The organism is Cellulomonas gelida (assembly GCF_006538725.1).
GTDB lineage: Bacteria > Actinomycetota > Actinomycetes > Actinomycetales > Cellulomonadaceae > Cellulomonas > Cellulomonas gelida.
Window position 1 is genome coordinate 21,414 of the sequence record NZ_BJLQ01000007.1, and the last position, 20,369, is coordinate 41,782.

Sequence of the window (20,369 nt, forward strand, 5' to 3'; positions counted from 1 at the left end):
GGGCGGCTCACACGCCCGAGCTGCGCCGCACGACGATCTCGGGCGGCACGAGCCGGGGCGCCTCGCGTCCCGTGACGCCGCCCAGCGCCTGCCGCAGCACCTCGATGGCGAGCGCGCCCAGGCGCGCGAAGTCCTGCCGCACGGTCGTCAGCGGCGGCAGGTAGTGCGCCGAGCCGACCTCGTCGTCGAAGCCCACGATCGCGACGTCCTGACCCACACGGATCCCCGCGTCCCAGAACGCGTGCTCGAGCCCGAGGGCGAGCTGGTCGTTCGCCGCGAAGATCGCCTTCGGCAGGACGCCCGCCGCGAGCGAGCGGCCGACCTCGTACCCGCTGTCCGCCGACCAGCCGGCGACGACGGGCTTCGGCACCGAGACGCCCGCCGCCTCGCACTCCTCACGCCAGCCCGCGAGCCGGTCCTGCGCGTCGAACCAGTCCTGCGGGCCGGCGACGTGCAGCACCTGGGTGTGGCCCCGCGCGAGCAGGTGCCGCGTCGCCAGGCGCGCGCCGAGGCGCTGGTCGACGCCGACCGACAGCACGCCCTCACGCTCGCGCAGCTCCAGCGCCGACGAGATGAGCACCACGGGCACCGGCACGTCGAGCCCGGACACCGCGGAGGCGACCTCGCGAGTCGGGGCGATGACGACGAGCGCGTCGACGCCGTGGTCCAGGAAGTGCTCGACGGCCGCGCGCATCGAGTCCGCGGTGAACCGGCGCATGGTCGCGACCGACACGTACCAGCCCGCCTCGCGTGCCGCCTCCTCGAACGCGACGAGCGTGCTCGTCGGCCCGTACAGCGCGGAGGCCGGCGTCACGACGCCGAGCGTGTCCGACCGGCGCGTGACGAGCGCCCGCGCGGCGCTGTTGCGCCGGTAGCCGAGCCTCGCGATCGCGTCCTGGACACGCATGCGCGTCTCCGGCCGCACGCTGGGGTGCCCGTTGAGCACTCGCGAGACGGTCTGGTGCGACACCCCTGCGGCCAGCGCCACGTCGCTCATGGCGGGCGGCCGCGCCCCCGTGTCAGTCGACACCCTTGCTCCCTAGGTGCGACGCGTACGCCGCGATCCACCGGTGCCCGACGGCACCGTGTTCTTCTCCCTACGTACCGTACGGCTCCAGGGCTGCCCGCGGGGCGCCAACACCGGGGTGAAGGACGTGGGTGGGACGGACCTCGCGGCCCGTCCCACCCACGTCTCACCGGTGCACCAGGGTCACTTCACGACGAGCGTCGTCGACGCTGCCTTCGCGGAGCTCACCATGGCGTCACCGCCGTACGAGACGGCCACCTTGTACGTGCCCTTGCCGAGCTTGGGCAGCGTCACGACGACCCGGCCCTTGTCGGAGGCCTTGAGCGTCCGGGTGACCTTCTTGCCGTTCACCGTGACGGTCACCGTGCCGGTCGGCCCGGTGATGCCCGCCGCGCTGACCTGCACCGAGACCTTGCCCTTGACGGAGGCAGAGATGGTCTTCTGGACCAGCGTCGCCTTCACCATCGGCGTGACCTTGGTGACCGTGAGGGTTCCGGCGGAGACCGTGCGACCCGCGACCAGCGCGTCGCCCGCGTACACCACCGAGACCGCGTGCTTGCCGGCGGGCAGCTTCGGCAACGTGACCGTCACCTTGCCCTTGTCGGCCGCCTTGAGCGTGACGGACACCGACTTGCTGCCGGCCTTGACCGTCACCTTGCCGGTCGGGCCGGTGACACCGGCCGCCGTCACCGTGACGGCGACCTTGCCGCTCTGGCCCGTGGTGACCTTGGTCGCCGCGAGCTTGCCCACCACGCCCGGAGTCGCCTTGGTGACCGTGAGCGTGCCCGCGTCGGCCGTGGCCTGCGCGATCTGGCTCGTGCCGTGGTAGACGACCGAGACGGCGTGCGTGCCCGCCGCGGGAGCCGGGAGCTGGATGCTCGCCGTGCCCGCCACGACCGTGCCCGTCGCGCTGCGGTTGCCCGCCACGACCGTCACGGTGCCACCCGCGGAGCTGATGCCCGCGGCCTCGACCGTCACGTCGACCGTCACCGTTCCGGTCGTCGGCACCGAGGCAGCCCGCAGCTGAGCGGACAGCACCGGCGCGACCTTGGCGACCTCGACGGCCTCCGACGTCTTCGACGTCGTGAACTCCGCCGCCGCCACGTCGACCCGCACGCTCAGGCTCGAGCCTGCGTCGTCGGCCGTGACGGTGTAGGTCGCACCGGTGGCACCCTCGATCTGACGCCCGTCACGCAGCCACTGGAACGTGGTCGGCCAGTCGGGCAGCGTGATCGCAGTCAGGGTCTCACCGACGGCAGGCGTGCCGCTGATCGCAGCCAGCAGGGCCTGGGCGTCGAAGACCTCGACCGTGACGGTGTTGCTCGTGAGCGTCCGGACGACGTCCCGCTCGTCGGTCCACGTGTACGTCGCGGTGAGCGCGTACCGGTACCGGCTGAAGGTCGACGTGCCGTTCTCCCAGACCGTCGTGATGTCGGTCGTCATGACCGCGTCCGACGTGAGGTCGCCGACGGAGGTGCCGTCGTGGGCGAAGCCCTCGACGCGCGCCCCGATCGGGTCACCCTTGGCGATCGCGGACTTGTCGGCCGTGAGCACCAGACGGGCGAGGTCGTTCGCGGCCTCGATCGTCACCTGGGTCGAGCCCGTGGCGCCGACGTTGCCGAACCGGTCGAGCGACCGGAACTCGACGACGGACGTGCCGGCCTCGTCGAGGACGATGCCCTCGGCGGGAGCGTTGCGCCACGCGAGCTCCGGAGCGATCCGGTACTGCGAGTGCGACACGCCCACGCCCTCGTCGGTCGCGGTGAGGACCACCGTGACCGGCTCGAGCACGGTGCCCCGGCCGTCGGCCGGTGTCGTCGTCGCCGTCGTCGTCGGGCCGACCACGTCGACACCGCCGACGAAGGTCTCCTGCGACCCGGCCACGACCGCGCCCTCCCACAGGGCCCGGTAGACCAGCGTGTGCCGGCCCTCGTCGATGGCGACGGGCCACGTGTACGTGGTCCACTGCCCACCGTCGAGCCGGTACTGGACGGTCGCGTCAGCGGCCGTCGTGAGCGTGACCTCGAACGGCTCGTCGTTCCAGCCGTCCAGCAGGCTCACACCCGCCGGCAGCGTGGCCTCGACCCGAGGCGGGGTGACGACCGTGACGGTCGCCGAGCCCGACTTCGAGGTGTCGAACACGCTCGTGGCGGTCACCGTCAGCGGGGCGGCAGCCTCGTCGGCGGCGATCGTGAGCAGACCGGTCTCGCTCACCGTGGTGCCGGCGGACTGGGCGCCCGCCACGGTCCAGGTGACCTCGGCGCTCGCCTCGGAGACCGTCGTGACGTCAGCCTCGAGCTGGACCGTGGTGCCGGCCAGCGCTCGCGTGGACGCCGGGACGACCGCGACGGACTCGACCGACGGCGGTGCCTTGACCGTGAGGGTCAGGGTCGTCGCCACGGTGCCCGCAGAGCTGACGTAGTCCGGCAGCACCAGGTCACCGCGGATCTCGTGGACACCGGGGGTGTTCACGATCTCCTCGTCGAAGTCCCAGTCCACGCCGATCGCCTGGTTGTCACGCGAGCCGTCGTTGTACGACACCGCGACGCGGGTGGGCAGCACCGGCTGCTCGCCCTGCCAGACGGTCTGCGCGAACTGCTCGGCACCCTGGATCGAGATGCCGCCGGTCGAGTTCTCGGGACGCACGTAGATGCGCGCCTCCGCGATCAGCCCGTACGCCGAGTTCGTCCCGTAGACGACGAACGGCTCGACGTTGGTCTCGGCGACCATGTCCGGCGTGATCTCCTGCCACGCGAACGGGAGCACGTCCCGCTCGCCGGCCGAGTACACGACGTCCAGCTCGGCCGGGAGCTCCGGCACGGTCCCGGTCGGCGTACGCATGATGACCGGGGACGCCACGGTGTCGACCGTGTCGCCGTTCGCGCGCCAGCGGACGATGCCCGTGCCACCCGCGGAACCCTGCAGACCGAAGATCCGGACGCGCAGCGCCGTGGCCTTGACCGCCTCGAAGTCGAGGTGGTTGTAGCGGTTGCGGACGAGCGAGGCGGCGTACGTCGAGCCGTTCGTCAGCGTGACCGGCTGCCACGTGGTGCCGTCGGTCGTGTACTCGAGCGCCCACGTGTCGGCACGCGGCATGCGCGTGCCGCCGTTGTCGTCGTACCAGTAGATGTCGGTCGACGTCAGGAGCACCGGCGAGGGCCACGTGTACGTGATCGCCGCCGCGGCGGCCACGGAGAGGCCGCTGTTCGGCAGACCCCACGTGCCCCACCCCTGGTTGGTGCCCGGGTTGGAGCTCGTCGGGGTCGTCGGGAGGTTGACCTTCGTGTGGTCCTCCCACGACGCGGTGCCCGTGGTCGTGATGGTCGCGATGGAGCCGAACTCGGCGACCATCTCCTTGGTCGCGAGCGTCACGGTGACGTCGCGCGTCGTCGTGAGCTCACCGTCGTGCGCGGTGAAGCGGAACACGTACTCGCCCGCCACCGTGCCCGTCACGAGCGTGCTCAGCGCGCGGTCGTTCGCGAAGATGACCGCCGCACCCTCGGGCTTGGACACCGTGGTCCAGCCGTAGGTGAGCTCGCCCTCGTCCGGGATGCCGTCGTCCGTGACGGTCGCCACGAGGGTGGTCGACAGGTTGCCGTCCTTGCTCGTGTCGCGCGTCGCGGTGACCGTCGGTGCGTCGTTGACGACCTCGGGGACGTCGCGGCCGGAGTCGAAGACCTGGATCTCCGAGATGGCCGTGGCGAAGCCCGGGCTGTTGGTGAACGTGACACGGAGCTTGTCGGCCGTGACCGTCTCGAACAGCGCCTCGTTGAACTTCGGGCCGGTGATCTTCGGCGCCTTGAACGTGTCTGGGACGACCGTCCAGCCGCCCTCGCCGTCCGGCACCTGGATCTGGTACTTCGCCGGCTCCTTGTAGCCGCCGGCCTGCCGGTCGCTGACGAACCAGACCTTGACGTTGTCGAACGACTTCGCCGCACCCAGGTCGAGCTCGACGTAGCCGCTGGTGTCGCCCGTGCCGTGGTTGCCCCAGTAGGGCTCGTTGACCGTCTCGCCGTCGTTCACGGCGGCCAGCGACACGGGACGCTCGGTGGTCGCGATGGCCCCCGGCGTGTAGTTCATCGACGAGGTGCTCCAGCCCGGCGTGTGGAAGTTGCGCCACGGCGTCGAGCGGGGTCCGTCCTGCGTCGCGGACGACGACAGGGTCGCGGTGGCGGCCAGGTTGGTGGCCGACTCCTCGAGGTCGATGCCCGCGGTCTTGAGGTAGCTGACGACGCGGTCGTCGTCGATCGCGGTGTCCACGGCCGTCGGCACGTCGGCGCCCGCCGCGGCGACGAACGTCACCTCGACGTCGTCGATCGCGTCGACCGTGTTCGCCTCGGGGTCGTAGACGAAGTGGCCCAGGGCGTCCGTGGCGGCCTTGCGCTCACCGTCGATGAACAGGCTGTAGCCCGCACCGAGGCCGTAGTGGCTGCCGTCCTCGTCCCAGACGATCGTGACGTCCTTGCCGTGGTACCGCAGGTTGTTGACCATGAAGTGGTCGTACCCGAGGTCGATCGGCCAGAGCTCCACCTTGTCGTCGGACCGGGGCTGGATGCCGCCCATGTCCTCGACGTAGATGTAGTTCATGTTGCCGAGCATGATGTGGTTCGGGTTGTTGCGGTTGTACGTCTTCGTCGTCGGGTTCCAGTTCGAGTAGTACTCGGCCTGGTTCGGGACGCGCAGGTCCGCGTTCGGGTACGTGCTCCACGCCATCCAGTCGAGCAGGCGTGCGGCGTACTCGGGCGTGACGTACTTGTGGTCGGGGTCGTAGTGCCGCAGCGCGGAACGCACGCCACGGAACTGGACCGTGAAGTTGATGTTCGAGAAGTTGTTCGACCCACCGATCGCGTAGGCCGCCCGGTCGTACTGGTTGGCCGTGTAGAACGGGAAGATCGGGAAGTTGTCCCCGTAGTTGAGGAAGCGGAAGCCGTCGACGTACTGGTCGGCGTCCTCGAACGGGATCAGGTTCTCGGCGTAGACGTCGTAGAGGTTCGACTCCTTCGCCGGGATCAGGTCGCGCGCCTCGACGGGCAGCGGGTTCGCCTTGCCGTTCGACGACGCGCCCGAGACCGCACCGTGGGACGTGCCGGCGAGGAACATGCGCATGTCCTCGCTCCACAGGCGGTCGAGGATCGCGTCGCGGATGTCGTCGGCCTTGTCGCCCATCTCCGTCACGACCGACGCGTCGGCGCCGGCGATCTCGTAGAGCTCCTTGGCCGCGTTGAAGTCGCCCCAGACGTACGCCGACTCGGGGCGCTCGATGGTGCGCGCACCCGGCGCCGTGGCGTTCGCCTTCGGGAAGCCGAAGCTGATCGCGTCGGAGTCGTTGCCCGGCATGTAGTTGGTGTCGTAGGCGATGAGGTTGTCGTCGTTGCCGTCGTAGTGCTCGAGCTGGCCGATGCCGTCGTTCTTGAAGTAGCTCGCGAAGCGCTCGGCGATCTCGGCGCCACCACCGTGGACCTTGTAGGCCTCCAGGCCGGCGGTGCCGGTGTACTGCGAGTAGTGGTTGTTCCAGCTCGTGTGCCCGGGGCTGTCCAGGAACGCCGACGAGCCCGAGAGCTCACCCATGTTGAGGATCTGCCCGTACGCCAGGTACGGCGTGCGGATCCACTTGGTGTCCTGCAGGTGCATGGGCTGCGTGAGGACGACCGAGTTCTGGTAGAGGTTCACCCCCTCGATCGTCGTCGGGTACTGGTAGACGTAGCCCGACGAGTTGGTGTCGAGGGTGTTGTAGCGCTCGCCCCACCAGCGGTAGACGATCGCCTTCTCGACGGCCGGCGACGGCACGTCGATGTAGGGGATGTCCTGCGCCCACCGGCGGTGGAACTCGGTGACACCGGTGGAGAACGCCTCGTCGGCGCCCATCGCGGCGTACTCGTAGAAGCTGGCCTTCGACTCGGGCAGGTCGTCCGAGTAGAGGACGCCGACGACCGAGAGCTCGAGGTCGCCGCCGGCCGGGACCGTGACCTCACGCTCGAGGCTCGTGCCGTTGGGCGTGAAGCCGCCGGCCTTGAGGCCGACCGTGATCTTGCTCCACGCGGTGTCGACCAGGCCGTTGTTCGAGCCGGACGTGAGGTTGCGCGTGCCGACGAGCTCGTCGTCCGCGTCGGTGGTACCCGTCGCGATCGGCGAGGCGGCACGGACCGTGAAGGTCACGTCCTCGGTGCCCGGGTTCGTCAGGTCGAGGGTCGTGACGGCCACGTTGTCGTACGTGATGAACTTCTTGAGGTCCGCGCTGACCCCGGTGGTGCCGATCGTGTAGCGGTCCGACATGTGGCTCGGCGCGTTGAAGCGCTGCGCGTTGACCTCGGAGATCGTCTGGCCGGGGACCGTGATCGTGTAGAAGTTGCCGAGGTTGTTGGGGCCGCCCGCGAACGCCGAGCCGGCGAAGCCCATCGTGGTGAAGTTCGCGTTCGAGGCGCCGCGCATGTACAGGCTGCGCCCGCGGGTCTGCAGCACGTTGGCGCCCATCGCGCCCCGCACTCCGAGCACGCGGTCGAGGTAGAAGTCGTTCTGGCCTGCGGCGAGGTCCTTCTCGAAGATGCTCTGGTGCATCGAGTCGGCCGTGTAGGGCACGCCGGGCTCGAGCAGGGCCGCGACCTCGGACTCGTAGTTGTAGGTCGGGTCACCGATGTCCATCACGTGGCTCTCGCCGTTCGTGTAGACACCGATGTCCGACTCGTTGCCCGGCAGCACCGGGCCGGCCGCGTGGGCGGCCGTGGGAAGCATGACGATCGACGAGGCGACGACCGCCGCGGCAGCACTGCCGGCGACGAGTCTCCTGCGGGTGGTGGATCGACGTGCTGAGCCCCTCGTGGAGCGCGGCATGACCCAGTCCTCTCGTTCGGGAACGTGTGGCTTTCTCGTCACGGCGAGGCGCTGCCCAACTGCGGCCGCGTCGTTGCGACGAGTCGTTCGCCGGCCTCTCGGTGAGGGACGAAGACGCCGGTGGCCGAAGTCAACCATCGGCGAGGCGGGACCGCAATGGTTTTCGGGATTTTCCGTCTTCCGGCTGAGCGCCGCCAGAATGCGCCGAGCGCGGCCGTATCACGACCGCGCTCGGCACTTTCTGTGGGTTTCGGTCAGCGAGGCGTCATGGTCTTCCAGGCCGACGTCCGCGACGCCACGTTCGCGGGGTCGCTCGGCAGGAAGGTCGCCTTGACCTTGATCGCCGTGGTGCGCGACTTCGGCAGCGTCAGCTTCACGACCCCCTGGGCGGAGGCGCGCAGCGTGACGGTGCTGGTCGCGTCGCCGTAGCGGATCGCGACCTTGCCGACCGGGTACGCACCGTTGTCGAGCTTGCCCACGCGCACGACCACCTGCGGGCGGGTGCCCTTGGTGAACGTCGAGCTCGTGACCGCGATCGACGTGGCCTTCGCCTTGCGCACCTTGACGGTCACGGCCGACGACGAGCTCGTGGCCACCTTGGCCGCGCCGTTGTAGACCGCCGTGATGCGCTTGGTCCCGACGCCCTTGAGCGTGACCTTCACGCTCGTCGACCCGTTGGACAGGCTCGCCGTGGCGAGACGCTTGCCGCCGGACCAGAACGAGACCGTGCCGGTCGGCTTGATCGCGCTCGTGACCTTCGCCTTGAGCGTGACCTTGCCGCCGTGCGCGACCGACGTCGCCGACGCGGTGAGCGTCGTGCGGGACGCCGCCTTCACGACCGTGACCGTGTAGGTCGCCCGGACCTTCACGCCCATCGCCGTGTAGGACACGGTGACGGTCCTGCGGCCGGTCGTCGCCGAGCTGAAGCCGGTCGCCGTGACGTCGTTCGCCCCCACCGTGACGGTGTCGCCACCCGCGAGCGAGACGGTGCCGACGAGCCCGGTCAGGCTCAGCGCCTCACCGATCTCGTAGGCGGTCTTCGGCAGCGTCGTCAGCGCGAGCGCCGTGGGCGTGCCCGGCACCAGCCCGACCGTGACCACGTACGTCGCGGTCACCGTGGCGCCCTCGGCGGTGTACGACACCGTGACGGTGCGCGTTCCCGCCGAGGTCGAGCTGAACCCGGTGGCCGTGACGTCGGCGGCACCGATCGTCCGCGACGTGCCGTCGTCGAACGTGACGGTCCCGGCGAGGCCCACGAGGCTCAGGGCGTCGCCGACCAGGTAGCTCGTGGTGGGCAGCGTCGTGAGCTCCAGGCCCGTCGGCTGCGCCGGGGTGACCTCGAACGTCGCGGGCGCGCCCGCGGCGAGCTCAGCCGTGCCCGAGAACGTCGCCGTCAGCTCGCCGAGGAGGTCCGCCGGGACGGTGGCCGTCGCCGTCGCACTGCCCTGGGCGGGCGTCAGCTGCACGGTCGTCGACCACGCGCCGAGCGCGAACGTCACCTTGCCGCCGACCTGGTAGCCGTCGGTGGCGGTGACCGTCGCCGACGCCTGCCGCGTCACCTTGGAGAAGGTCAGCGCCGAGGTCGTGGCGGTCTGCTCGACCGTCGCGCCCGTGAGCGTCTGCCACTGGTCGAGCGTGACCGGCATGGCCGTGCCGTGGCGCGGCTGGCCGGGCAGCTGACCCGTCGCTCGCGTCCACGTGCCCGACGCGAGGTCGTTGGTGCCGAGCGGGAAGTAGCCCGAGCCGCCGTAGTTGTCGAGGTACAGGTAGTAGTCGTACGGCGACGTGTCACCCGGGTTGGCCTTGAAGACCGTCGGGCCCTCGACCGCGGCGTTGAACCCGGAGTTCCGCGCGACGCACGACGCGACGCGCGTCCAGCCGGTGTTCGCCTCCGCGCTGGCCTTCGTCGTGACCTGGGTCAGCGACGTGGACCGCTCCGCGATGATGTCGACGCAGCCGGTCTGACCGCCCTCGTCCTTCGTGTACCGGTAGTAGTGCTCGCCGTCCTTGAGCACCGTGGTGTCGATCCGGGCGGCGCCCGTGTCCTGCCACAGCTGCGCCGGGGAGAACGTCACGAAGTCCTTCGTCGTGGCGTACATCATGCGGGCGTAGCAGCCGGCGCCGCTCGCCGTCGTGATGCACGTCGTGCGCGTCGAGTCGGTGAACAGGCGCGAGGCCCAGAAGACCACGTACTCGCCCCGCTCGTCGTCCCAGTACGCCTCGGGTGCCCAGGTCATGCCGGCCGTGTCGGGCGAGACCTTCACGTGCCGCTGCTGCGACCAGTTGACGAGGTCCGTGGACTCCCACACCTCGATGTACTGGCTGCCCGACTGCTGCGCCCGGCCCCAGTCGCCGTTGCGGCCGATCGACAGGTCGGTCGCGATGAGGAAGAACTTGTCACCCTCGTGCGAGCGGATGATGAACGGGTCCCGCAGGCCCTTCTCGCCGAACTGGGACGTCAGCACGAAGTTGCCGTTGTTCAGCGTGTCCCAGGCCAGCGCGTTGTTGCCGTCCGACGCCGCGAAGTAGATGTTCTCCCCCGCGACGGTGTTGGCCGTGAAGTACGCGAACGCGTAGCCCTCGTCGTCGACCGCACGCGGCATCGCCGGGACGGTGACGTCGAACGGCACGTCGAGCGTGGCGCCGTCGAGCTCGAGCGTGGCCGTGAGCGTCGCGGTGCGCGCGTCGTAGCCGTACGGGGCGCGCTGCGGGTCGGCGTAGACCGTCCCGTCGTCGGTGACGAGCGCGACCGCGGTCGCGTCCGACGTGCTCCACGTGATGTCCGAGCCGAACTCCGCGCCCGCGTCGGCGAGCGTCGTGATGCTGCGCATGCTGTCGGCGTGCAGGACCGAGAGCGCGGCAGCGTCCTCGGCGACCTTCTCGCCGGCCGAGAGCGCGGCCGGCACCGTCACGTCGAACTCGCGCGAGAGCGCCAGACCGCCGCGGTTCGTGGCGGCCGTCAGGGTGACCTCCGCGTCGGGCTGGCCGGGCGCGGGCTGGGTGACGACGCCCGACGTGGAGACGACCGCCGGGTCCGACGAGGTCCACGTGACCGACGGCGACGCCGGCAGCGTGAGGTCCTTCGTGGCGAGCGCGGGGATCGCGATCGACGCCATGAGCTGGTCGAACGCGAACTGCGCGTTCTGGCGAGCCAGGGCACGGGCCCCGGACGCCGGCGTGGCCGCGGCGTAGACGCGCAGGTCACGGAACTTGGCCGGCAGGTTCGAGAAGCCCCAGCCCTCGCGGTTGAAGCGGAGCACCGACGTGCCGATCGTCGCCGCGGTCGCGGTGACGCCGGTCGCCTGGGCCGCCTGCACGCCGTCGAGGTAGACGGTCAGGGTGTCCGCCGTGTCGTCGAGCACGAGCGAGACGTGGGTCCACACGTCGCGTGGGAACGGCGCGGTGAGCTGCGCCGTCGCGACGACCGCATTGCCGATGCGGATGACCGCTGCGGGCTTGCCGTCGGAGTAGAACGGGTGCAGCGAGAGGTTGTTCGTGGTCGCGTTGCTCCCGATCGTGAACAGCGTGCTGTTCACCGTGCCGGTCGCGTTCGACGGCAGGTACGCGTCGAACGACGACGTCGACGAGGTCGTCAGGCCGAGCCCGGCCGCGGAGTTGTTCGCGATGTAGCCGCCACCCGTGAGGTCCACGTGCGTGGAGGTCCACACCGGGGTGTTCGTCGCGCCGACGAACGTCGTCGTCCCGAACGCCGGCGTGCCGGGGTAGGAGGTGTTCAGCGGGAACCACGAGCGCAGGTCCGACGTCGCCGGCATCGGGTCCTCACCCGCGGCGAGGGCCTTGACGGTGATCTCGAAGGTGCGGGTACGCACCTGGCCGGAGACGGTCGCCGTCGCCGTGAGCGTCGCGGTCGCGTCGGGCTGGGCCTGCGCGGGCCGCGTCACGACGCCGCCCGCGGTCACGACGCCCGCCGCGCTCGTCGTCCACGTGAGGCCGCCGGTCGGGAGCGTCAGGTCGGACACGACCGCGGACGTGCTGCCCAGGTCGAGGCCCGCGAGGAGCTTGTCCGCGGCGTCGGCGCCGTCCTCGGCGACGAGGTCGGCGACCTCGGTGGCCGTCAGGGCCGTGCCGTAGACGCGCGTCTCGCCGTAGGTGCCGGGGAAGCCGCGGTCACCGTCGTAGGCGGACCCGCCCAGGCGGTTGCGGGTGTGGTCCGCGAGCGTCGCCGGGCTCGTGGTGACGGCCGGGTTCGTCGCGACGAGCGTGCCGTCGACGTACAGCTTGAGCGTCGAGGTCGCGACGCCGTCGTTCGGGGCGATCGTGGCCGTGACGTTCTGCCACTTGCCCGGCGTGAGCCGGTTGCCCGTCCACGTCGCGCTCTGCTCACCGGTCCAGTGGCTCGGCGTGACCGTGGTGCGCAGCGCGTTCTTGGGGCCGACGAACCAGTTGCCCGTCCCCGAGCCGCTGCTCTGCGACGCGCCGCCGAAGCTCCACAGGAAGTTGTCGGTGGTGTTGGCGGCGTCGTCGGCCTTGACCTGCACCGAGACGGTCGCGGCGGCCTTGCCCTGCAGCAGGCCGTCCGGGAGGCGGACGTAGTTGGCGTTGGACGGGGCGCCCGACAGCTGCAGGCCGGCCGGGGTCCAGGTGGGCGTGCCGACGACGGTGCCGTCGTGGCCGTTGCCCGAGGAGTCGACCACGGTGGCACCCGTGGTCTCGTCGAACTCGTAGTGCGCGATCAGGTCCTGCGTGGGGGCCGCGGCAGACGCTGGCAGGACGAGCCCCGCCATCGTGCCCGCGGTCAACGCGAGTGTGGTCAGTGCGGCTGTGGCCGCTCGAGGAATCGTCATCGACATCCTTCGGTCGGCCGGCGGCTTTGCCGGCGCGGTGGCGGAACCCAAGGGGAATGGGAACGTCGCGATGGACCCTATGTGAGCGCTCACAATTTGCCTAGCGCCGTGTCCTGAACGTGACCCGAACACGCCCGGAACCACCCGGACAGGGGAACGTCGGGCGTGCGGCCCGGGCACGCGTCAGGAGCGGCCGAGCTCCTTCGAGCGGTCGTGGGCCGCGCGCGCGGCCGCGACGACGCCCGCGCGCACGCCGTGCGCGTCCAGCTCGGCGACCGCCGCGACGGTCGTGCCGCCCGGCGACGAGACCCGCTCACGCAGCACCACCGGGTGCTCGCCCTGCGCAGCCAGCGCGCCCGCACCCTCGACCGTGGCGACCGCGAGGCGCGTGGCGAGGTCACGCGTCAGGCCGAGCAGCACGCCCGCCTCGGCCATCGCGTCGATCAGGTAGAACGCGTACGCGGGGCCGGACCCGGAGATCGCGGTCACCGCGTCGAGGTCCTTCTCCGCGACGCGCACGACGAGCCCCGTCGCGGCCAGGATCCGCTCGGCCAGGACCAGGTGCCCCTCGCCCGCGTGCGTGCCCGGCGCGATCGCGCTCGCACCCTTGCCCACGACCGCCGGGGTGTTCGGCATGACGCGCACCACGGGCGTCCCCGCCGGCAGGTGCTGCTCGTACGTCGCGATCGGGACGCCCGCCGCGACGCTCACGACGAGCGTGCCGCCGCGCAGCTGCGATGCGATCTGCGTCAGCACCGCCGGCACGACGTTCGGCTTGACCGCGAGCAGCACCACGTCGGCACGCTGCGCCGCCTGCGCGTTGGAGCTGCCGGCGCGCACGCCGTAGCGCGCGGCGAGGGCCTCGACCCGCTCCGGCGACTGGTCCGTGACCTCGACCTGGTGCGCGGGCCAGCCCCCCGCCAGGAGCGCCGAGAGCAGCGCCTCGCCCATGACCCCGCCGCCGAGGACGGCGACCGCCGCGTTCGTCCCGCCACGCTGCTGCTCGGTCATCGTCGTGCCACCCCTCGTCACCGGCGCACCGGAGCTCGTCGCGCGCCGCTCGTCCGCCGCGCACCCTCGTCGTCGTGGCGGTCAGGACACGGCGACGCGCGCGAGCCTATCGACCCTCGGGTCCCTCAGCCGCCTCCGTTGCCTAGCCGCCACCCGTGGCTCAGCCGCCCGGCGGGCCGGCGAAGCCGCCGCCGGTGAACCCGGCCGGGGGCTGCCCGCCGCCCGGGCCCCGGTTCGAGTCCTGCGGCGTCGCGCCACCGAGACCGGACAGGCCCGCCGACGACGACGCGTCGTCCGAGACGATCGTCCGCGTCAGGTCCGCGAGGACCACCTCGTCGCCCGCGGACAGGCCCTCGGTGACCTCGGTGCGCTCGGCACCCACGGCACCCGTGGTCACCTCGACGCTCGTGGGCGTGCCGTCCCGCAGCACGTCCACGGTCGTCGTCCCTCCCTCGACGTGCACCGCGGACGTCGGGACCGTGAGCACCTGCTCGCCGTCCGCGACCGCGACCGTCGCCTCGGCCGACGAGCCGTCGTACAGCGTCACGGCGCCGCCCGCCGGTGCGTCGATCGCGAGGTCGACCGCGTAGGACGGCGTCGAGCTCGACGACTCGGTGTTGAGCAGCCCGATCCACGTGACCTGCGCGGTCAGCGGCTCGTCCGTCGTCCGGACCGAGACGCGCGCGCTCTGCCCGACCGCGAGCAGGTCCACCTGGCTCAGCGTCGCCGAGGTGGTGACCGCGTAGCCGTCACCGCCGATGATCGTGACGAGCGCCGACGTCGACGACGCCGTGACGGCCGCGCCCTCGGCGATCGAGACGGCCGCGACCGTCCCGCCGATCGGCGCGGTCAGCGTCGCGAGGCGCAGCGAGCTCTCGGCGACGTCGAGCCGTGCCTGCGCGAGCTCGATCGCGGCACGGTCGGCCAGGACGTCGGCCGCGGTCGCGACCCGCTCCACCGACCCGCCGGACTCGCCGCCGCCCGGCGTCCCGCTCTGGTCACCCGGCGTCGACGGGTCGCTCGGCTGCGCCGGCGTCGTCGGGGCTCCCGGCGTGGGCTGGGCCGGGTCCGTCGGCTGCGTCGGGTCGGTCGGGTGCGTGGGGTCCGTCGGGTCGGTGGGGTCCGTGGGATCGGTGGGCGTCGTCGCATTCCGGACGGCCTGCGTGAGGGCGTCGAGCGCGTCGTCGAGCGCGGTCGTCGCGTCCAGGAGCGCGCGCTGCGCCTCGGCGACGTCCTGCTGGTCGCCGAGCACGCCGGTGACCGCGCCCTGGCACGCGACGAGAGCGTCCGGCAGCGACGTCGCGTCCGCGGCGGTCACCGTCAGGGAGGTCGACGACACGGTCCCGGACGGGCCGACGAGCGCGACCGCGTCGGTCCCCTGCACGCCCGACGGGACCAGCACGGCCGTCGCGAACGACGAGCCCGACGCGGTCAGCGTCGCGAGCACCGCACCCGACGACACGAGCACGAGCTGGTACTCGGTGCCCGCGACGGTGCCGGTCGCGTCGACGCGGAGCGCTCCCCCCGCCGCGACCGTGCCCGGCGTGAGCGTCAGGACGTCGCCCGTCGCGGGCGACCCGCTCGGCGCGTCGAGCAGCTGCTGGCACACGAGCGCGGCCGCGCCGAGGCCGTCCTCGCTCGCCGCGAGCAGGTCGGACGCCTCGTCGTAGCGCGTCAGCAGGTCCTCCTGCGCCGCCGCGACGTCGTCGAGCGCGGCCTGCACCTCGGCGGGCAGCTCGCCCTCGCCGGGGTCGCTGGGGTCGCCCGGTCCGGGAGGCGTCGGCGAGGACGCACTCGTCGGGACGACGAAGGCCGCGGGAACGACCCCACCGACCTCTCCGGCGCCGCTCGTCGTGCTCGCGCTCGCGGCGCTGCTCGTCGTGGTGGCGCTCGTCGTGCTGGCGCTCGTCGTGCTGGCGTTCGTCGTGCTGACACCCGTGGAGGACGTGCTGGCGGTGGACGTGCTGGTGGTCTGGGACTCGAGGTCGTCCTCGAGCCGCTGCTGGGCGTCCGCGAGCGTGGCGGTCGCGTCGTCGACGTCCTGCTGCAGGTCCGTGTCGTCGATCGTCGCGAGCACGTCGCCGGGCGCGACCTCGTCGCCCACCGCGACCTCGACCGAGCCCACGGTGCCCCCGACCGAGAACGCCACGTCGCGGCGCGTCGCCGAGGCGACCGTGCCCGTGAGCGCGACCTGCTGCGCGACCGAGCCGAGCTCGGCGGTCGCCGTGCGGTAGCGCGTCGCGTCGGAGCCCGCGAGCGCGAGCGCGACCCCGCCGCCCGCGACGCACAGCACGGTCGCGCCCGCGACCACGCCCAGCACCCGCCGCCGCGGACGCCCGCGCCGGTCAGTCATCGCTGCCCTGCTCATCCTGCTGCTCACCCGTCTGCTCACCGGTCTGGCCGCCCGGCCGGTCGTCCTGGCCCGGGCGCGCGCCGCCCGGGCCGCGGCCCCCGAATCCGCGCGTGCAGCCGTCGTCGCCCGGGCTCGAGACGACGACGCTCGTCGCCGCGACCTTGCCGCTCTCGTCGGCCGTCCCGCGGACCGTCGCGCACTGCCCGACGACGAGCGCGCTCGCGTCGCCCGCGGTCGTGGTCGTGAACGTCGTCGAGTCGTCGACCGTGACGGTCGCGCTGCTCGTCGTGCCGTCCTGCGCGATCGTCTCGACCGTGATCGTCGAGCCGTCGACCGCGGTCACCGCGCCCGATGTGACGCCGCCGAACGCGCCGCCCGGCATCCCGCCCGACGCGCCGCCGCCCTCGTCCGGGGCCCCGCCCGGAAGGTCGGTCGGCAGGTCGGTCGGCCGGTCACCGGGTGCGTCGCCCTCGAGCCTCGGCATGTCGGTGGGCAGGTCGGTCGGCACGCCGCCGCCCGGCCCGAACGCGCCGCCCGGGCCGGCGGCGCACGCGCCGTCGACGGGCTGCGAGACCGTCACGGTCGTGGCGACCGGGTCCTCGTCGGTCGACGGCGTCGCGACCTCGTCGTCGTCGCTCGGCACACGCCCGCCGCCGCTCGTCGCGGTCACGCACGAGCCGACCGTCACGGCCGACAGGTCCGCGGTCGTCGTGACCTGCACGGTCGTGTCGTCGGTCCAGGTCACGGCGGTCTGGCCGTCGTCGTCGCGGACCTGCATGAGCTGGTCGCCGACGTGCACGACCTGACCGCTCACGCCGCCACCAGGCCCCTGGCCCTGCGCGTCCGGCGGCTGCTGCTCCGTGCCCTGCGTCGCGGTGCTCTGCGGTGTCGGCGTCGCGGCGTCGGAGCTGCCGCCGCCTCCGCACGCCGCGAGGGTGAGCGCGGTGGTCGCCGCCGTCAGCAGCACGAGGAGCGGGCGGGTCGTGCGTCGGGGGTTCATCGGGATCTCTCCTGTCGGGGCGCTCGCACGGTCGGGGTGGTTCTCGCGCGGGCCGCGGTCACTGGGCCCTCAGGGCGTCGATGGGGGCGAGGCGTGCGGCGCGGGTCGCCGGGTACACGCCGAAGACGAGGCCGATGCCGACCGCGATCGCGACCGATCCGGCGACGGCCGCTCCGGACACGACGATCGACGTGTCGAGCAGGTCCGGCAGCCAGGTGGCTGCGGCGATGCCGAGCGCCGCGCCGAGCACACCGCCGCCGAGGCCGAGCACCGACGCCTCGACCAGGAACTGCCGCCGGATCGCCCACGGCGGCGCGCCGAGGGCCTTGCGCAGGCCGATCTCGCGCGTCCGCTCGGTGACGGACACGAGCATGATGTTCATGACGCCGATCCCGCCGACGAGCAGCGACAACGCGGCGATGCCCGTGAGCAGGACGGTGAGCGTGCGGTAGACGGCCGTGGCCGTCGAGACCAGCGAGTCCTGCGACGCGACCGTGAAGTCCGCCGAGTCGCTCGAGGTCGCACCGTGCAGGTTGAGCAGGATCGTCGTGACCTCCTGCGACGCGGCCGAGAGCTGGTCGGACGACGCGGCCTGCACGTAGATCGTCGACAGCGCGTTGCGCTGCCAGCCGCCCACGAGCGACTCGGCCATGGTCGACAGCGGCACGACCGCGAGGTCGTCGAGGTTCGCGTCGCCGCTCGCGCCCTGCTCGGCGAGCACGCCGACGACCGTGAAGTCCGTCCCGGACATCGTCACGGTCTGGCCGACGACGTTGGTGCGGCCGAACAGCTCGGTCGCCGTCTGCGCACCCAGCACGACGACCGCGGCTCGCTCGGCGTCGTCGGCCGAGGTCAGGAACTCGCCCGACGACAGGGCGCGCGAGCGCACCTCGAGCCAGCGCTCGGTCGTGCCCGTGACGGTCGTCGTCCAGTTGGTGTCGTTCGCCTCGAGCGACAGGCTCGTCTGCTTCTCGGCGGCGACGCCCGCGACGTCCGGCGCGGCGACCTCGGAGGCGAGAGCGTCGGCGTCGGTGCGCGTGAGCGTCGCGGCCGAGCCGAACCCGCCGCGTGTGCCGTCGGTCGACGTGCTCGAGCCCGGCGTGACGATCAGCAGGTTCGAGCCCAGCGCGCTGATCTGCGCGGACACGTCCTTCTGCGTGCCGAGGCCGAGGCCGACGGTGAGGATGACCGCCGCGATCCCGATGAGGATGCCGAGGACGGTGAGCGACGAGCGCAGGCCGTGGCTGCGGATCGCCGACCACCCGGTCCGTAGGGTCTCGGTCCAGGTCATGCCCGCTCCTCCGTCCGCCGGGCAGCCGACGGCCGGCGCTCCTCCTGCGCGAGCCCGTCGAGCACGTGCACGACGCGCTGCGCACGCTGCGCCACGTCGGGCTCATGCGTGATGAGCACGATGCTGCGGCCCTGCACGTGCAGGTCGTCGAGCAGCGCGAGCACGTCGCGCGTCGACGTGGAGTCCAGGTTGCCGGTGGGCTCGTCGGCCAGGAGCAGGTCCGGGTCGCCGACGAGCGCACGCGCCACGGCCACGCGCTGCTGCTGGCCGCCGGACAGCTCGCCCGGGCGGTTGTCCAGGCGGTCGCCGAGCCCGACGCGCTCGAGCGCCTCGGTGGCGCGCGCCCGACGCTCGGCGGCCGGCACGCGCCGGTACTGCAGCGGGAGCTCGACGTTGCGCAGCGCGGACAGCGCCGGCAGCAGGTGGAACTGCTGGAACACGAATCCGATGCGCCGGTTGCGGACCTGCGCGAGCTCGACCTCGTCGAGCTGGGCGACGTCCTCGCCCGCGAGCCGGTACTCGCCGGCGGTGAGCGTGTCGAGGCAGCCCAGGACGTTCATGAGCGTCGACTTGCCCGAGCCGGACGGCCCGACGATCGCGACGTACTGCCCGCGGTCGATCCGCAGGTCCACGCCACGTAGCGCCTCGAACTCGATCGATCCCGTGCGGTACGTCTTGCGGCCGCCCGTGAGCTCGATGACGGGGTGGTCCACCGCCGGGTCCGGGTGGCCGGCGTCGAGCGTCGACGCGGGCGGGAACAGGTCAGCCATTGCGCGGCCCACCGCCCGCGCCCCCGAAATCGAAGCCCTCGGGCGGCAGCGGCATCTGGCCGTCGCTGCCGCCGGAGCCCGGGAACTGGCCCTGCTCGCCCCCTGTGCCTCCGCCGGTGCCGTTGCCGCGGCCGGCGGGCGCGACCTGCACGACGACCGAGTCGCCCTCGCTCAGCCCGGAGGTGATCTCGACCACGGTGCCGGACGACGCCCCGGTCTCGACCGTCACGGTCTGCGTCGCGCCGTCGTCGCCGGCCTTCGTGACCTGCGACGTGCCGTCGTCGGCACGCGTCACCGCGAGCGACGGCACCGTCAGGACGTCGGTACGGCGCTCGTAGATGATCTCGACGTCCACGCTCACGCCGTCGTGCAGCGTCTGCTCGGGCAACGTCACGTCGATCGTCACGGGGAACGACGCCACGCTCGTCGTGCTGCTCGAGACCAGCCCGACCTCGGTCACGACGCCGTACAGCGTCTCCGTGAGGTCGTCGGAGGTCATCTCCACCTGGTCGCCGACCTCGACCAGCGCGACGTCGGACTCGTCAACGCTCGTGGTGACCTCCCACGCCTGCGTCCCGACGATCACGAACTGCGCCGACGAGGCCGTCGACGTGCTCGTCGTGCCGCCCGCCCCGCCGGACGCCCCACCCGTCGAGCCGCCCCCGCCGCTCGACGAGCCGCTGCCGGTCACGACGTCGCCGACCTCGAGGTCCACGCTCGTGACCAGGCCCGCGGCGGGCGCCACGAGGGTCGCGTCGTCCATCGCCTCGGCGGCGTCGTCGTAACGCGCCTGGGCGACCTCGACCTGTGCGGCCGCCGCGTCGACCTGGGCCTGCGCGACGTCGGAGCCGTCGTCGTCGTCCTCGGCGTTCGCGAGCGTCGCCTGCGCCGAGACGAGGGTCGCCTTGGCGTCCAGGAGGTCCGCGTTGAGCTCGAGCGTGTCGACCGTCGCGAGCTCCTGACCCTCCGTGACGGTGTCGCCGACAGCGACCGCGACGGACGTCACCGTGCCCGAGACCGCGAACGACACGCTCTCGTTGACCGTCGGGGTGAGCGTGCCCGTGCCGGTGACGGACTTCTCCATCGTCGTCAGGCTCGCCTGCACGGTCTGGGTCGTGACCTCGTCGGCCTCGGCCGGCCCGGCGTCGCGCCACCAGATCCACCACGCACCGCCGGCGAGCAGCGCCACCACCGCGCCGGCGGACACCGAGACGCGCACCCACCGACGCCTTGTCCGAGCAGACATCTGCACCCTTCCTCCGAACGTTCCGGGCCAGAACGTAG

The 20,369-nt window shown here is 72.3% G+C and carries 9 protein-coding genes; all 9 read right to left on the bottom strand.

Annotated features, from left to right (window positions below; genetic code table 11):
• Window positions 1–7: 7 nt before the first annotated feature.
• On the bottom strand, window positions 8–1,030 hold the full coding sequence (locus tag CGE01nite_RS04835) for a LacI family DNA-binding transcriptional regulator (protein WP_141369307.1): 1,023 nt from the start codon (window positions 1,028–1,030) through the stop codon (window positions 8–10).
• Window positions 1,031–1,210: 180 nt separating this feature from the next.
• Window positions 1,211–7,756 (bottom strand): Ig-like domain repeat protein, encoded by a 6,546-nt coding sequence (locus CGE01nite_RS04840; RefSeq protein ID WP_141369309.1) that lies wholly within the window; start codon window positions 7,754–7,756, stop codon window positions 1,211–1,213.
• A 353-nt stretch (window positions 7,757–8,109) separates the two neighbouring features.
• A complete protein-coding gene (locus CGE01nite_RS04845; RefSeq protein WP_141369311.1) occupies window positions 8,110–12,660 on the bottom strand; it encodes an immunoglobulin-like domain-containing protein in 4,551 nt (1,516 codons plus the stop codon).
• 183 nt (window positions 12,661–12,843) lie between these two features.
• Window positions 12,844–13,671 carry a pyrroline-5-carboxylate reductase gene (gene proC, locus CGE01nite_RS04850; RefSeq protein WP_048343151.1) on the bottom strand — a complete coding sequence of 276 codons (828 nt, stop codon included), beginning with the start codon at window positions 13,669–13,671 and terminating at the stop codon, window positions 12,844–12,846.
• A 160-nt stretch (window positions 13,672–13,831) separates the two neighbouring features.
• Complete coding sequence (locus CGE01nite_RS04855; RefSeq protein WP_170210896.1) at window positions 13,832–16,024, bottom strand: permuted SH3 domain-containing protein; 2,193 nt, start codon at window positions 16,022–16,024, stop codon at window positions 13,832–13,834.
• A complete protein-coding gene (locus CGE01nite_RS04860) occupies window positions 16,017–17,024 on the bottom strand; it encodes a DUF5666 domain-containing protein (protein WP_141369315.1) in 1,008 nt (335 codons plus the stop codon). The genes CGE01nite_RS04855 and CGE01nite_RS04860 overlap by 8 nt, the downstream gene beginning before the upstream one ends.
• Before the next feature lie 58 nt (window positions 17,025–17,082).
• Window positions 17,083–18,315 carry an ABC transporter permease gene (locus CGE01nite_RS04865; protein WP_141369317.1) on the bottom strand — a complete coding sequence of 411 codons (1,233 nt, stop codon included), beginning with the start codon at window positions 18,313–18,315 and terminating at the stop codon, window positions 17,083–17,085.
• A complete protein-coding gene (locus tag CGE01nite_RS04870) occupies window positions 18,312–19,085 on the bottom strand; it encodes an ABC transporter ATP-binding protein (RefSeq protein WP_141369319.1) in 774 nt (257 codons plus the stop codon). The genes CGE01nite_RS04865 and CGE01nite_RS04870 overlap by 4 nt, the downstream gene beginning before the upstream one ends.
• A complete protein-coding gene (locus CGE01nite_RS04875; RefSeq protein WP_141369321.1) occupies window positions 19,078–20,331 on the bottom strand; it encodes an efflux RND transporter periplasmic adaptor subunit in 1,254 nt (417 codons plus the stop codon). The genes CGE01nite_RS04870 and CGE01nite_RS04875 overlap by 8 nt, the downstream gene beginning before the upstream one ends.
• Window positions 20,332–20,369: the final 38 nt, after the last annotated feature.

Excerpts from the sequence above, each read along its gene's own strand:
- CGE01nite_RS04845 (WP_141369311.1), bottom strand. The coding sequence starts at position 12,660 with ATGACGATTCCTCGAGCGGCCACAGCCGCACTGACCACACTCGCGTTG.
- CGE01nite_RS04870 (WP_141369319.1), bottom strand. The coding sequence starts at position 19,085 with ATGGCTGACCTGTTCCCGCCCGCGTCGACGCTCGACGCCGGCCACCCG.
- CGE01nite_RS04840 (WP_141369309.1), bottom strand. The coding sequence starts at position 7,756 with ATGCTTCCCACGGCCGCCCACGCGGCCGGCCCGGTGCTGCCGGGCAAC.
- CGE01nite_RS04855 (WP_170210896.1), bottom strand. The coding sequence starts at position 16,024 with ATGACTGACCGGCGCGGGCGTCCGCGGCGGCGGGTGCTGGGCGTGGTC.
- proC (WP_048343151.1), bottom strand. The coding sequence starts at position 13,671 with ATGACCGAGCAGCAGCGTGGCGGGACGAACGCGGCGGTCGCCGTCCTC.
- CGE01nite_RS04875 (WP_141369321.1), bottom strand. The coding sequence starts at position 20,331 with ATGTCTGCTCGGACAAGGCGTCGGTGGGTGCGCGTCTCGGTGTCCGCC.
- CGE01nite_RS04865 (WP_141369317.1), bottom strand. The coding sequence starts at position 18,315 with ATGACCTGGACCGAGACCCTACGGACCGGGTGGTCGGCGATCCGCAGC.
- CGE01nite_RS04860 (WP_141369315.1), bottom strand. The coding sequence starts at position 17,024 with ATGAACCCCCGACGCACGACCCGCCCGCTCCTCGTGCTGCTGACGGCG.